The organism is Rhodohalobacter sulfatireducens, from assembly GCF_022012475.1.
Taxonomy (GTDB): domain Bacteria; phylum Bacteroidota; class Rhodothermia; order Balneolales; family Balneolaceae; genus Rhodohalobacter; species Rhodohalobacter sulfatireducens.
This window is the reverse complement of the sequence record NZ_JAKLWS010000004.1, coordinates 17,799-32,461: the sequence shown is the minus strand read 5'-3', so window position 1 is coordinate 32,461 and position 14,663 is coordinate 17,799. Positions and strand designations below refer to the sequence as shown.

Sequence of the window (14,663 nt, the reverse complement as noted above, 5' to 3'; positions counted from 1 at the left end):
GGGTCGAGTGGCAATAAATTCCTTTAGTTCATCTGATTGAGAAGTGTCACAATGTTTTCCTGCCTCAAACTCTCCTTTTTTTCGAAAGATTGAAGGGTTCTGCGGGCAGTTTTTAGCATAGAATCTGCTTGTTCTTTGTTCCCCGATTGCATCAGATATGCAGCATATTGAATACTGGCAAGTGCATGTTCCAACGACTCTTCTGTATGAACAGCCTCCACTTTTTTGTATCCCTCCTCAAAATAGGGGGCGGCCGATTCGAGGTCATTTTTTGCAAGATATGCACTCCCGATGCCAACCATTGTTCGGGCGGTTAGGGAGTGCTTGGGAGAGAGGTTATCGTGGAATGTCTGGTACGCCTGTTTGTAAAGGGTTATTGCAGAGTCAGGTTGATTGGTCTCGAGCATTAACTTTGCAATAGTAAATTTTGTGATAGCCGTATTTGTGTGATCATGACCAAGTTGTGGTACCCTGATCCGGTAAGCTTCATTCACGTACTCTTGCGCTTCAGATAATTTACCTTGCTCTATGTGTGATATTGCAAGATTGTTGAGTGTAAGTGCTACAAAGGGATGATCATTTCCATACAATTTACGCCGAACAGTTAAGGCACGATTGAGCAGGCTGTCAGCTTCCTGGTAATCCCCGAGATTCATTAACAATGCTCCCAAACTGTTTTGGCTGATAGCCACGTCGGGATGGATGGGTGCAAGCAGACTTTCTCTACGTTCAAGAATTTCCCTGAATAAGGCCTCTGTCTCCCGATATTTCGCCTTATAATGAAGAACAACACCAAGGCTGCTCATGTTTTCTATAGTTGAGGGATGATCTCGTCCCAGGTATTCTTCACGAATCTCAAGACTTCGTCTGTATAACGGCTCGGCATTTGCAGAGTCTCCTATCCTGCGGCGGGCAAAGGCAAGGTTACTGAGCGTCTCGGCCATATCGGGCCCTGTTGAATTTAGTTGACTTTCCCGGATATTCAGTGCAAGACTCAGGAGTGAATCGGCAGCAAAAAATTCTCCTTTATTAATAAGAAGAAGTCCCAATTTATCGAATGTACCTACCGTTTCGGTGTGATAATTCCCGTAAATTTCCTGCCTGATGGTTAACGATTGTCTCAGAAGTGATTCTGATTTATTATACTGGCCGAGCCTTCGATAAATTTCGCCAATCACTTCATACATCTGTGCTTTCAGTTCGGGATACCCCTCCAATTTTGCCGCTTCGGCTTCCCCGCGTTCCAGCATGTCTCTCGCGGTAATAATTTCACCGGCCGATTGTGAAGGACTGTTCGCCTCAAACATATCCATCAGAAAGAGCGTTACTTGTTCGGCTTTTTGAGCTTGTAGTTCAGCAATTCGTTTTTCATCTGCAATTCTCTGTGTATAAAAAAGAGTAAAAGCTACCACCAGAAAGAGTATAAATCCTGAAAACATCAGCGACAGCGAGTGTCTTTTGATAAATTTTTTAGATCGATACAGCATGGAATCGCGGCGGGCAGTTACCGGGAGTGAATTCTCAAACCGTTCAATATCATCCAGCATGCTTTGTGCAGAATCATATCTCTCTGCAGATTCTTTTCGAAGCGCCTTCAAAATTATAGCATCAATATCTCCTTTTAGTTTTGCTTTCCACCGGGGGGATACGCTGCTCGGGTAGCTGGGTTGCCGATTTCGAATAATGTATTCCGTTTCATGCAGTGTTTTGCCTTTCAAATGAAACGGATGTGAGCCTGTTAAAAGCTCAAAAAGCAGTGTGCCCAGGGAATATACATCGGTAGCCGTTGTAATCGGGTCGAGAGTGATCTGTTCGGGCGCCGAGTATTTAAGGCTTAGCATCCTGTAACCGGAACTGGTTTGAAGGAGACTCTTCTCATCAAGGCTATCGTCAATCATCTTGGCAATTCCGAAATCCAAAATTTTAACGACTCCCTCAGAGTTAACAAGGAGATTATCGGGTTTAAGGTCACGATGGACAATGAAATTCGAGTGAGCATATTGAACGGCTTTACAAACCTGCTTAAATAGATTTAAGCGTTCCTCCAGGTTACAACCGTGTTTATCACAATATTCAGTTATAGGAATTCCGTCCACATATTCCATCACATAATAAGAACGACCGTCTTCGGCGATTCCCCCATCCAGCAGGCGAGCAATATTTGGATGATTGAGAGATGATAAGATAGTACGTTCCTGTTCAAATCTTCGGGCCTGGTCTTGCGAGGTCACTCCATGGCGCATCAATTTAAGCGCTACATTTTGATTAAATTTTTCGTCAATCCTGCTTACCAGGTACACTTCTCCCATACCGCCAATCCCGACTCGCTTTTTTATGCGATATAAATCAATCTGATCGGGAATGTTATCTCCGATTTCAGGAAGAGTTGCAGCTTTCTCCAATAAACCTTCATGGAGGGTATTCTCATAATCATCGGTAATCTCTCCGATAAATAACCGGTTGGATTGAAAAAGAGAATCCCAATACTCAGAAGAGTCCTCAATAGAATCGAGGAACTTCCGAACTTCCTTTTTTAGATCCTCGTCATTCCTACACCGAGCCTCCAGGATTTTTCTTTTTGCAGATGGACCCTCTGCTTCCAGGACTTCATCAACAATATCGGTTATCTGATTCCAGCGTTCCTTATTCATATTCATATAGCTTATTCACACAATAATTATGCGTAAAAGATCTGCTTTCGGTCTCATTTAATCTTCAAGTCCTGTGTAAAATCAGGTAAACTTCATCCATGTTCTGATTTTAACCGCTGGTAGAGCCATCCTCTTGCTTTCGCCCAGTCACGATTAACAGTGCTTGCTGATAGATCCAGCATTTTTGCAGTTTCATCAATACTCATACCGGCAAAAAAACGAAGTTCTACGATTTGTCCCAGTCGCTCATCAAGCTGGGAAAGCTGTTCAAGATGTTCGTCGAGTTCTATAATATCTTCGGCATGTTTTCTCAAGTGAAAAATATTTTCATCCAACGGCAGCGGTTTCTGTCCGCCTCCTCGTTTGTCGGCCTTTTTCTTGCGTGCATAATCAACCAGAAGTTGACGCATAGAGCGTGCAGCGATAGCGTAAAAATGTGTACGGTCGTTGAAATCTACCTTCGATTGATCAATCAGTTTGAGATATGCTTCGTGAACCAATTCGGTCTTGCTGAATGTATGATCGGAATATTCATAATTCAGTTGTGTATTGGCAATTCGGCGAAGCTCATCATAGACAAGTTCAAAAAGCTTTTTGTATGCATCCTGATCTCCTTTGTTAACGGTAAGTAAAAGCTGGGTTATGTCGCTCTTATCACTCATCTAAATAATTAAAGATTATTTTGACCCCTTTCTGTAGCGGAATTCGCATTTACATATAAAGGCAGCCTATTTAGGGTATTCATTAACATTTGCAAAACTAACCCAGTCTGATGGTCTAAAGATTCAGGTTCGGGATAAATATTGTCAAAACAATTTAAAATGCCTACAAAGTATCTGAATAACAAGTCTGAGGCGACTATTACACAGGAATAAAGTCCAAGAATTGCAATAGACGAAGAAATTGTAAGGATGCACCCAAAAAAATTGCTGGTAGTTGAAATAGTAATTTTTGTAATAAGTATATTTTTAGCCTCTTTACCCTCCCTATATGCTCAGGACACAATCGGTGAAACAGATATTGAAACCTACAGTTACAGTGGTTCTGTTGGCTTACAATCTCATGCATATACTACCACACAAGATGTAAACAGAAGACAGCCGTTGGGAGCTCTTTTAACGGCTAATATTGATTTTTCAATTCTTGGCTTTGAATCCGGGGCAAATATTCGATACAGCACCGATGATAACAAATTACGACAATCTCTCAACCGGTTTAATTTTTATGGAAGCTGGAAATGGGTAACACTTTCAGCTGGTGATGTAAACCCGGGTTATGGAAATTACGCACTAAGAGGTACCACAATTCGGGGCGGCGAGCTCAATTTATCTCCCGGAATTGTTTTTATTGATCTGGCTGCCGGCCGTGTAAACAGGGCTGTGTTCGATTTTAGTGCAGATCGTGCACGTCGTCCAACATTTGAACGCTGGCTGTATGCATTTCAGGCCGGTGTGGGTAGTTCCGAACGAAGCAACTTCAGCCTTTCAGCATTTTATTCAAAAGATAACAGGGGGTCCATTCCGGACACTTCAAACATAACAAATTATCGGCCGGGATTGCTTTCTCCCCCTGCTGAAAACCTTGCGGTTACACCAAAATTCCAGTTTTCTGTTTTAGAGGAGACTTTTAAGGTGGGGGCGGAAACTACGGTCTCGGCTTTTACAAGAGATCAGAGAAGTCCCGACCTGGCTGCCGATGAATCTGATATCCCCTCCTTTTTGACGGATCTTTTTACACCCCGAAGCAGCACGAGACTTTCGTACGCAGGTATGGCGCACACCGAATTTTCCTTTGATGCTTTCCAGATGAGAGCGCAATACGAACGAATTTTACCGGGCTATAAAAGTTTGGGGATGAGAGATATGAGGGATGACCAGCACACCATTACACTTACCCCGTCTTTCCAGTTTTTTGATCAGCAGTGGACCCTGGATGGAGAATTTTCACTGAGCGAAGATAATTTACTTGGCAACAGGATTTCGAAGCAAACCAGGCAGAATATAAACCTGAATACAAATGTGCAGGTTTCTGAAAGTGTAAATCTGGGTGGCGGTTATACACGGTTTGAATCTTCAACTAGCTCAAACGATTCCGGAAACCAGGGTCAACACAGTCAGCTCTCGCAGGTATTTCAGTTTTTCCCAAGTTTTTCAATTATCAGCGGAAGTGCGACTCATAATTTTTCTATTACCGCAATTTACCAGGATATGCTTGTGGAGTTCCCGGTTCAGGATGGTGATTTGGAAACAAATGAATCGAATACAAAAACGGGAGCGGCCAGTTACTCCCTGGCATTACCCTCAGGCCTGTCTGTTAACAGTTCAGTAAATGTTGTTTTAGGAGATGCCCCGGGCAACACCTTTACAACACTAACGGGTTCGCTGGGATCTGGTTATGCACTCTTACAAAGGAAATTGAATTTAAACCTGACGGTGAATGTATCACAAAACAGGTTTGAGCAAATAGTGACCGATCAAAATAGAGTAAACAAGAGTTTATCGATAAATGGCAATTTTGTGGCCAGCTATTCTGTCACGTCTTCAACGAATCTACAGTTAAACATTCGCACTCAAAATAATACAGTAATGGAGGGCGATGGTAAAGCATTTTCTGAAATGGAAGCACGATTTCGATTTCAACAGCGGTTTTAAAAATCTAGTATATATATGCAAGTAGATATTACAAAAACACTTTCAAACGTTTTAAAACTGATGCTGATATCCATCCTCCTGGTAGCTTGGAACCAGGAAGAGGCAGAGGCCCAAACACAGGCCAGGGCTACTATAATCGGCATTCCACAGATCTTGCCAAGTCCCTACATAAGTGACTTTGAACAAAATGTTTTTGCAGGCAACTACCAGGTTCAGTTGAACATAACAGGACCCGGGCCTGTTGACGTCCGCTTCAATGTTCGGGTAACCCTGGATAGTGAAGTATTGGTCAACGAAACTTCGTTGCCCACAACTTTTGATTCGGGGATGCACATTTTAAGTCCGTTTCCGAATTTTGTTCAGTTTGAGTTGACCACCCCGGAAATACTTGAGAATTTACCCGGAAATCGATTTCGGCAGGCTTTTCAGGCGGGAACTTTTCCCGAGGGGAACTACCGGATAACTATTGAACCGGAGATCGTTGGATCATCTGTGCCCGGTATTGAAGGTATTGCAAACTTTATGGTGCGGTTTCCTCAACCACCCACCCTGGTTTCACCCTCCAACGGTGAGTCCATTTCACCAACCGTTACTACACCTGTTTTCTCGTGGTCACCTGTAATGGGTCCACCCGGTATGATGGTTGAGTATGAATTTCTTCTTGTTGAACTGTTCGACGGGCAAAATCCATCCGAAGCAATTGTAAGTAACCGTGAACACGCATCTGCTGTTAGCGTTGGTACGACAATGTTGCCATATACAGCTTCTTATCTTCCTTTGGAGGAGGGCAAAACATATGCATGGCAAGTAACTGCCCAAGATGTAAATGGCGATATTCCCATCAATAACGAAGGGCGGAGCGAAGTTCGGGTTTTTACCTATGGATCTGAAGAAGAGGATGAAGATGACCAGCTGACATTGGTTGAACCGGAAATGACATTAGAGCCGATTCCGGTACAGATTCCAACCACTACTATTTCCGGTACAGTTGAATTCCAGTTCAGACCATCAGAAGGATTTCAAAGCAACGGGCCGGTCAATTCGAACTCCAGTTTTAATCTCTCCGGTACAAATAATACGGGGGTACAAACCGCCCTCGACGATCCCAACTACAGCATGGAGGATGCAAATTACAGCGGAAATCTTTACGATGGCCTTGGGAACCAAAATCAAGATTCTAACCAGGAACAAATTTCCATTGATGCAGAAGTTCCCGTTTACGGCGGTGGGGATACCGGAAATGTTCAAATTCAAGATTTTGGACAAGCATCCGGAAATATTCAGGATCAGCTAGCAGAAATTTCTGATAATATGCTCACTCACCCCATTGCGGGAGCAAATGTAAAAGCAATGGTAGATGTAGATGGCACCGATAAGGTTATTGCCAGTACTACTGCTAACGAGGAGGGCGCCTATACACTCTCATTTGCTCCATCAGAACTCGATCGTCTCCTGGGTGATTCCAATGAATCTGATTCAGATAGCGGTACATCTTTGTTGGGTAACCAACAGGATCAGGACCAAACTATAAATCTACAGAATACAGATACACCTGCATCACAGCTTCAGGATATGGAATTGGCAGTAGCATCAGTCGAAATCGTGGTTGACTCCCCATATTTCACATTTAGTGAAGAGAAAACAGTGATCGTCAGTACAAATAATGCAAGAACTTATAATGCAGGTGCAATCACGGGTACAGCTCTCACTTATCGGTTGAATCCTGTTGTTCAAGAACGGCAGGACGATGAACCGATCTCTGAAGCCACGGTAGAAATTTACAGGCAGGAAGAATGGTATGATGTGGTGCCCGCCCTTCAACAGGAAGGATGGCCGATGACCAATCAGCAGGAGGAAACCAGGAATTTTAATGGCAAGACCTATGTAAAAGTTGCCGAGGCCAGTGCATCCGGGCAGATTACACGCCTGTTTCCGAGAAAGAAAGGATCTACTGATCGATACATGGTTCGTGTAAATGCGCGCGGTTACAATTCAATTACAACTCATTTGTCAGCCTCTCCGGATCTTGGAGAATTTGAATCAGCCACAGTTGAGAAAGTATATGAGCTCCAAAAAGCTCCGCCGATGGTTGAGGGGCGTGTAGTCCGTCGCGATAACCAGGCACCGATCAAAAATGCGATAGTTACTCTTCAGCCGCCTCCGCATCAGCAAAATCCCGGAATAACGTTATATCCCAGGGTAGCAGTTACAGACAGCGATGGAAGGTTTACATTAACCGGCATACAGGCGTATCCAGAACCTTATAATCTGATTATTCAGAGTGCAAAGACTGAAACTTATGAAGAGGAGATTATATTGGATGAGCGCGGTATGATTGTGCAAAGAGATCCAATTATGCTTGATCCGACGCTGATTACAGTTGTAGGACGGATTCAAAACGATCAATCGGAAAATATTGCCAATGCAACGGTTAAATGGCAGAATGGGGGTTCGCCCGTCCAAACCGATCAACAGGGACGATTTGTAACAGCAAATACCCGGGGTTCGCATCTTTTACAAATTCGCAAAATTGGACATACAGACCTGGACACATCAATAACTGTTGAAATTACTGAAGACCCGGATTTCGAGCTGGATTTAAATCAAACCAGTCAAAATTGGTCGGCAGATGACGTTTCAAATTTTTCAAACACAACGAATGAATGGGCAAATTCCGTAATGAACACGGAATCATTCCAAACCGGGGAGGAAGGCGAAGATTTTTCTTTTGCCTCTTTAGGATACAGCGGAAATGCATCGAACTCTTTCAATAGCGATCAAAATTTTGTTGATCAAGATTCTGATATGTCATTCGCAGAGTATAGTTCTGCGGCTTCCTACTTTATGGATATGATGGGAGAGGGAGGTTCACCCGGAGAAACACAGGATATTGGCACTTTGACCATCAGTCGAGCGGTTGGAAAGCTGGATGTAACCGTAGAATCTGCATCGGACGGATCACCGATCGAAAATGCAACTGTTGAGGTCGCAAAAAACGGACCGAGCGGCCAGACGGACAACCAGGGTTCAATCTATTTTGATGAAACACCAGCTGGCACCGTACCCATACAGGTTCAAGCCCCTAATACAACGAACTTTATCCCAATCTTAACCGAAACCACCATTACGGATAATGGTGAAGTGACCGATGTTACGATCTCGATGGAGCTGGGCGGCCGTGCCACAGGAACTGTTACAGCAGCCGGAAACCCGGTTGAGGGAGCTACGATTCGTCTTGAAGGAAGAGAAGACATTCAAACAACCACAGACAGCAATGGTTCATATACACTTCCAGGAATCCCTACCGGAGAGTGGACACTGAAGGCAGGAAAATCTGGATTTGTAGGAGATTCTCAGGTGGCAACATTCTCTGAAGATGCAGAGCAAACGGTCGATTTCAGCCTTCAGGATTCCGAGTTTAACATCGCCTCGCTTCTCGGGTTTGATATTGAAGTTGAGGAGTTGTCTGTAAGTCCATCCGATACAACTATAACCGGTTCAATTGTGTCGGTACCCAATAATCCATTATTAAGCGTTGAGCCTGATTTCCGCATTCCTTTCACAAACATCAATGTATTTGAGCAAAATGGCGAATTGCTGCCCGTTGGCGGATCGGTACAGACTGATATGAGTGAGTTTAACGCGGAAATATTTGGCTTTTTGCAAGTTACGGTTAGTAATTCAAGTGGAATTGTTGTCCGAGAACGAGAACTCCCAACGCAAGTTGGATATCTGGCCGGTAAAGTTCAGATCGACTACGAATCCACGTTTACGTCAGAAACCGGTTGGGAATGGCCCGGTGCTCCAAAACAGCAGCTTGTACTTCCAAATTTAGATGACATACCGGATGGTGTAGGCGAAGAAGAATTGGTGACTCTGACAAGTGACGGGTCATTTCCAATCCCTGATGTTGGAGAATCGGATTTCGAACTACGAATCAGTTCTGTACAAGAGTCGTTTGAACTTTATGGGTTTGATGTGAATATGGAACTCGATGAAAGCAGAGTCAGGAGTGACGGTTTTCACCTTGGGGGTGAAGTTGCTCTTAATAATATTCCGCTCTTGGATAATGTAGGTATAAGACTGAGTGAGTTGGTGATTGGGATCAATGGAGCTGTAAAAAAAGCGGATTTAGATTTAGACCCCAAACCAAGTATTGGAATTGCTAATTGGGCACTTGAAGTAGCATCCGGTGTTCTTAGTGAAAATGGATTTTCTTTGGGTGGTGCATTTGCACTTGCTATACCAGGATCGGATGTATCTGAAATTAACTTTTCAGATCTTACAATTTCTCCCGACCAAATATTTGGCGGACAGTTCACTATCCCAACAGGTGGCCTGGATATCTTTGGGATTACATCCCTGCAATCAAAACCCGGAGTTGACATTACATTCGGGAAAGTCCAAGATGAGAATACATATTTTGTGAGTGGTGCAGGTGAAATTGCATTACCAAAGTATGTAGATGAACCGTTGAAATTTAAAGAGTTCCTGATCCGAACGGATGGCCAATTCAGGGCAAACATTACCAGTAATTTCGAAAGTGATTTCTTTGGGCTTGCAGATTTGACTGTGAATGAGGTTGATTTTAACAACTTTGGGGGTGATCCTAATATTTATGTAGATGGTAAATTTGGCTTGCGGGCCATCCCATTCATAAATGCACAGTCCGGTGGATTAACTTACGAACCGGACGGTAATGTTTCGTTTGAAGAAATTGATCTTGATTTTGATGTAGTTGGAGTAGCCAGCGTTGGCGCCGGTATTGGTTTTGTGGATACAGTTCAAAAAACAGGTTTTAGTGGTGCGGGAAATATAGGAATCAGTGACAGCCCGTTGGATCTGTCGATTGATTTTTTCTATGAGAAAGTGAATACCGGCAGCTTGATGTTTGGGGTTGATGTACAAACCGGCTTACCGCCTATCCAAATAGGTACAGTGACTCTTTCAAATATTGGAGGAGGATTTGAATACACAACAAGTGAGAGCAGGATTCAAGTAGGACTTCGTGCTACTCTCTCCTTCGCACCGGGAGCTGAACATGCCCTTGCATTAGATCCTTTGGAAGTTATCGTTAAAGCCGGAAATGGAGTTCCGGTTGTTGAAGGAAGTGCAGACGTCACTCTTATGACCCAACAAATTGCAGACGCTCAACTAACCATAGATTTTGGAAAGCCATTTTTTGACCTGGAAGCAAATGTAGGCTTTGAAAAACTGGACGATGTAAATATAACCGTAGATGGATCCACGAGATTGGTGCTGAGTGGTGAACAGGGAGATGAATATTGGTTTGTAGGAGCCAGGTATAACGCAGAACTGCTGGAACTCTTTAATGCCAATGCGAATATTATTGCAGCATGGAACCTGAATGTGAGTTCGCATCCCGAATATAATGAATACACCAGCTTTGTGTCCTCTGATTTTCTGACAGGAGGTGAGATCAATGGAATTCACCTCGATGTTGCATCTGAATTTGGTATACCCAAGAGTAATGAGGTGTGTGCAGATTTCGCAGTTGGTAAGGCATGTGCTTATTTTTACAATAGCACACGCTGTAAGTTAAATGCTGATTTTGGCAGTCAGAATTATGGGTTTTATCTGGGTAGTAACTGGCAGGGTGGAGGCAGTGTTACACTATTGGGTGGGGATGTTGCCGGTGCAGACATTGAAGCCACAGGTGAAATTTCGGGAAGTTATTATGATGAAGTTTGGTCGGCAAGTGGCGGTGTAGATGCAAGTGTTTCAGCATATGTTGGTGACTGTAATGTAGGTTGTCAAACAAAGATTTGCCAGCCAAGCTGTGGTTCTTTTAAATGCCCTGTCCCCAAGGGAGCAAGTCTTTGTGCAAGCGGATCTATTGATGTGGATTATAGATCAAATCGCGGAATGCAAGTCTCAGTTGACTTAAACTAATTTCTTAAATCACTGTTTATTATGTTGATAGAGAATATAGGAATGAAATTTTTACAATTTACCTCTGCATGGGTATTGTTGATGCTATTACTGCAAGTGGATGCAGAAGCCCAGATCAATCAGAATCCGGAGAACCTTGTTAATTGGTCGCCGGATGGGATGATCGTGTTTGCAAGTGATGCAGGTTTGAGTGAAGGGTATCCCCAATCGGGACGGGTAGCAGCAGTGATTTACAGAAAACTGAATGAGGATGAGGAATATGAGGAGATTGCTCAATTACAGGCTCCCGAAACGGTTGAAGAGCTAAATGAACGTGCCGGCCAGGTCTTTATTGATCGTTTGATGGAGGAGACTGATACATCATCTGAGGAAGAGCTCTTAAATTTTATTCGATCGAATTCAGCTCTTGAATTATATGGTTTTATAGGTCTTGATCCTCAACTCTGGCGGGTTCTTGGCACAGTTTACGTTGATGAAGAGACGCAAAATTTTGAACAGGGGCAACAAGTTTGGTATCAAGTAAGATATCTGATGGAGGACGGAACTAAGTCTGAGGAAGCATTTGAAGGATCAGATACTGTTGGAAGTTCACCTGATATTTTAGCTCCGCAGAGTATAGACAGGATGGAACGGGATAGTTTAGTATCCGCTTCCTGGGAATCTCCGATTGAGGGTTCAGAAGACGCCTACTTTGCAAGGGTCTACCAACAAACGGACGAGGGTGAATTTACCATGCTGGAAGAACGGATCATGGGCAGAAGAAATGCCGACAGCTTAATTGTCTATCAATATGAAAAGGCAGCTGAACCGGAAAACGCATATACATTTTTTATTGAGCCGGTTGATGTCGTTGGAAATCCAGGCCCTCATTCGGATACACTAACCGTAATTTCAGTCGATTTTGAAAATCTGCCCCTTTTCGGAGAGATAACCGCAAAAGATACAACTTCCGGCATTCATCTTTTCTGGGAACAGATTCCCCAAAAGCCCTACCTTACGGGAATTGAGATTCAGCGTTCGAGGGATGCACGTCAAAATTTTATAGTTCTGGATACATTATCCATCGCTGCCACAGAATATCTTGATACACAACTGGTGCCCAACCGTTCCTATTATTATGAGTTTCGGGTGGTAACGATGAGAGAACGAAATGAGTTACCGTCCGGGGTTGCCAGCGCTTCCCATGAAAGTACGCTCCCCCCATCACCACCGTCAGGTTTAACGGCAGAACAGGAAGAGCAAGGGATTCGCTTAAATTGGGATTCCGTAGAAGAGCCGAACCTCTATGCCTACTACGTTTACAGGGGAACCAGCCGGTACGATTCGCTTGCGGTTGTCTCACCCTCTATTCAAGATACGACCACATTTTTTGATAATGCTGAACAATTGAATGGACGTACTAATTATGTTTATGCAGTTAAAGCGGTCAGTAATAACGAACTGGAAAGCGATTTGTCAAACACAGTCACCATACGTCCGGACAGAATTGTTCGCCCACCGGCACCGGTTGGAATTGAGGGATATGCTGAACAATCAAGAGTGCGGCTTTTTTGGAGTGACCAAACCGAAAGAGACCAGGCTGTACAAGGATATAATCTTTATAGAAGTGATTCACCTATGGAGATCACCCCGGATAGTGCCGCTGCTTCCATCCAGGCAGAACAGGCCGGTTTTGAACAGGTCAATGATTCATTGATTACAACAACCTCGTGTGATGATATTGACATTGAATCAGGCAAAACATATTACTATTCGCTGTCCTCAGTAGATATTTTCGATGTGGAGAGCCTGATGTCGAACACAGCGTCATTCGCTCCATCTGCTCCTGCTTTGAGGCCACCTTCAAGAGTAAGTGTACGGTCGGTATCAACAGGTGTGGAGTTGCGATGGAATAAAACTTTACAGGATGGTGCTACAGGATACAGGATCTATAAGCGTACGCCCGGAGAAACAGAATCTACATCAATTGGAATGAATGATTTGGACGAAACGATATTCAGGGACGAAAATGTATCAGAGGGGCAGTTGTACTGGTACTCAGTATCCGTAATTGGAGAGAATACAGAAAGTGAAACAAGCTCGGAAGAATCCGTGCGGGTTGATATATAGACCTGCTTTTGGTAAGCTCAAATTATTCTCTGGATATTTAGTGTCTATTATTTTCAGGACAATGAATTCTTCTTTGAAGAATTTCATTGAAAAGAAATGTACATATATGAAAGAGAGCTCTTACCCGTTCTTGCTAACGTGAAATCGATATTTAAAAGCCTTATCTTTTGGAGCTAATTCAAGAAACAGTTAATTATGAGTAAAAAAGGACGTGTTCTGGTTGCAATGAGTGGTGGAGTTGACTCTTCCGTTGCGGCTGTAATGCTTCACAAACAAGGATACGAGGTGATTGGCATCACTATGAAAACCTGGGATTACCACCGAAGTGGTGGCAATAACGGGAAAGAAACGGGCTGCTGCACCGTAGAGTCCATGAATGATGCCCGCCAAATTGCAGTACGTCACGGCTTCAAACATTTTATTGTAGATATTAGAGACGAGTTCGGTAACTGGGTGATCGACCGGTTTATTGAAGATTATACCAGCGGACGAACACCCAATCCATGTGTTCTGTGTAATACTCATATCAAATGGGCGGCACTTCTCAGACGAGCCGATAATCTCGGTTGTGATTATATCGCAACAGGACATTATGCAAATGTTCGCGAAGAAAATGGCCGCTATGTTATCTCAAAAGGGAAAGATCATAACAAAGATCAATCGTATGCACTTTGGGGAGTTCGGCAAGAACACCTAGAACGAACAATTTTTCCACTCGGTAAGTATCGTAAAACTGAAATTCGCGACATTGCTGAAGAGTATGGCCTGTTGAATGTAGCCAATAAACCTGATTCCTACGAAATTTGCTTCATCCCTGATAACAATTACCATCGGTTTCTGAAAGATAAAGTTGACGATCTCGAAGAGAAAGTGAGTGGTGGTGTTTTTGTAGATCAGCAAGGAAATATTGTAGGCAAACATAAAGGATTTCCATTTTATACCATTGGACAGAGACGCGGCTTGAATCTAGCAATGGGTAAACCTGTGTATGTCACTGACATTGATGCGGAAAAAAACGTCATAACGATTGGAGAAAAGAAAGATCTGATCAGTACTACATGCCGTGCGAAAGAGATCAACTTGGTAAAATATGATAAAATTCCCGGCGGAAAGATGGAAATGACCGGAAAAATCAGGTATAATGATAACGGAGCAATCGGAACTTTAAAGCAACTCTCTGACGAGGAAATTGAAGTTACATTTCCGGCTGGGAGGGAAGCGATAACACCCGGTCAAGCTGTAGTTTGTTACGAGGGCGACGATGTTGTAGCCGGTGGTTGGATCCACAAAGTAAATGTGGAGATAGAAGAACAGCTTGAGCTGGAAGCTTAATTGACAG

General features: G+C 43.4%; 6 protein-coding genes. 4 read left to right on the top strand and 2 right to left on the bottom strand.

Features of this window, described 5'->3' with window-relative positions; all coding sequences use genetic code 11:
- Window positions 1-23 precede the first annotated feature (23 nt).
- Window positions 24-2,651: a tetratricopeptide repeat protein gene (locus tag L6773_RS04605; protein ID WP_237852681.1), complete on the bottom strand. Its 2,628-nt coding sequence runs from the start codon at window positions 2,649-2,651 to the stop codon at window positions 24-26.
- 92 nt (window positions 2,652-2,743) lie between these two features.
- Entirely contained in the window at window positions 2,744-3,313 is a 570-nt protein-coding gene (locus L6773_RS04600; RefSeq protein ID WP_237852680.1) for a sigma-70 family RNA polymerase sigma factor, read from the bottom strand.
- A 249-nt stretch (window positions 3,314-3,562) separates the two neighbouring features.
- Here L6773_RS04600 and L6773_RS04595 point away from each other — a divergent pair, with 249 nt between their 5' ends.
- The 4 genes from L6773_RS04595 to mnmA all read left to right on the top strand — a co-directional run bounded on the left by L6773_RS04595 (window position 3,563) and on the right by mnmA (window position 14,656).
- On the top strand, window positions 3,563-5,302 hold the full coding sequence (locus tag L6773_RS04595; protein WP_237852679.1) for a hypothetical protein: 1,740 nt from the start codon (window positions 3,563-3,565) through the stop codon (window positions 5,300-5,302).
- A 15-nt stretch (window positions 5,303-5,317) separates the two neighbouring features.
- Entirely contained in the window at window positions 5,318-11,215 is a 5,898-nt protein-coding gene (locus L6773_RS04590; RefSeq protein ID WP_237852678.1) for a carboxypeptidase-like regulatory domain-containing protein, read from the top strand.
- Between the two features lie 42 nt (window positions 11,216-11,257).
- Window positions 11,258-13,324 (top strand): fibronectin type III domain-containing protein, encoded by a 2,067-nt coding sequence (locus tag L6773_RS04585; RefSeq protein ID WP_237852677.1) that lies wholly within the window; start codon window positions 11,258-11,260, stop codon window positions 13,322-13,324.
- 195 nt (window positions 13,325-13,519) lie between these two features.
- Window positions 13,520-14,656 carry a tRNA 2-thiouridine(34) synthase MnmA gene (gene mnmA / locus L6773_RS04580; protein WP_237852676.1) on the top strand — a complete coding sequence of 379 codons (1,137 nt, stop codon included), beginning with the start codon at window positions 13,520-13,522 and terminating at the stop codon, window positions 14,654-14,656.
- Window positions 14,657-14,663: the final 7 nt, after the last annotated feature.

Excerpts from the sequence above, each read along its gene's own strand:
- L6773_RS04605 (WP_237852681.1), bottom strand. The coding sequence starts at position 2,651 with ATGAATAAGGAACGCTGGAATCAGATAACCGATATTGTTGATGAAGTC.
- L6773_RS04585 (WP_237852677.1), top strand. The coding sequence starts at position 11,258 with ATGAAATTTTTACAATTTACCTCTGCATGGGTATTGTTGATGCTATTA.
- mnmA (WP_237852676.1), top strand. The coding sequence starts at position 13,520 with ATGAGTAAAAAAGGACGTGTTCTGGTTGCAATGAGTGGTGGAGTTGAC.
- L6773_RS04595 (WP_237852679.1), top strand. The coding sequence starts at position 3,563 with ATGCACCCAAAAAAATTGCTGGTAGTTGAAATAGTAATTTTTGTAATA.
- L6773_RS04600 (WP_237852680.1), bottom strand. The coding sequence starts at position 3,313 with ATGAGTGATAAGAGCGACATAACCCAGCTTTTACTTACCGTTAACAAA.
- L6773_RS04590 (WP_237852678.1), top strand. The coding sequence starts at position 5,318 with ATGCAAGTAGATATTACAAAAACACTTTCAAACGTTTTAAAACTGATG.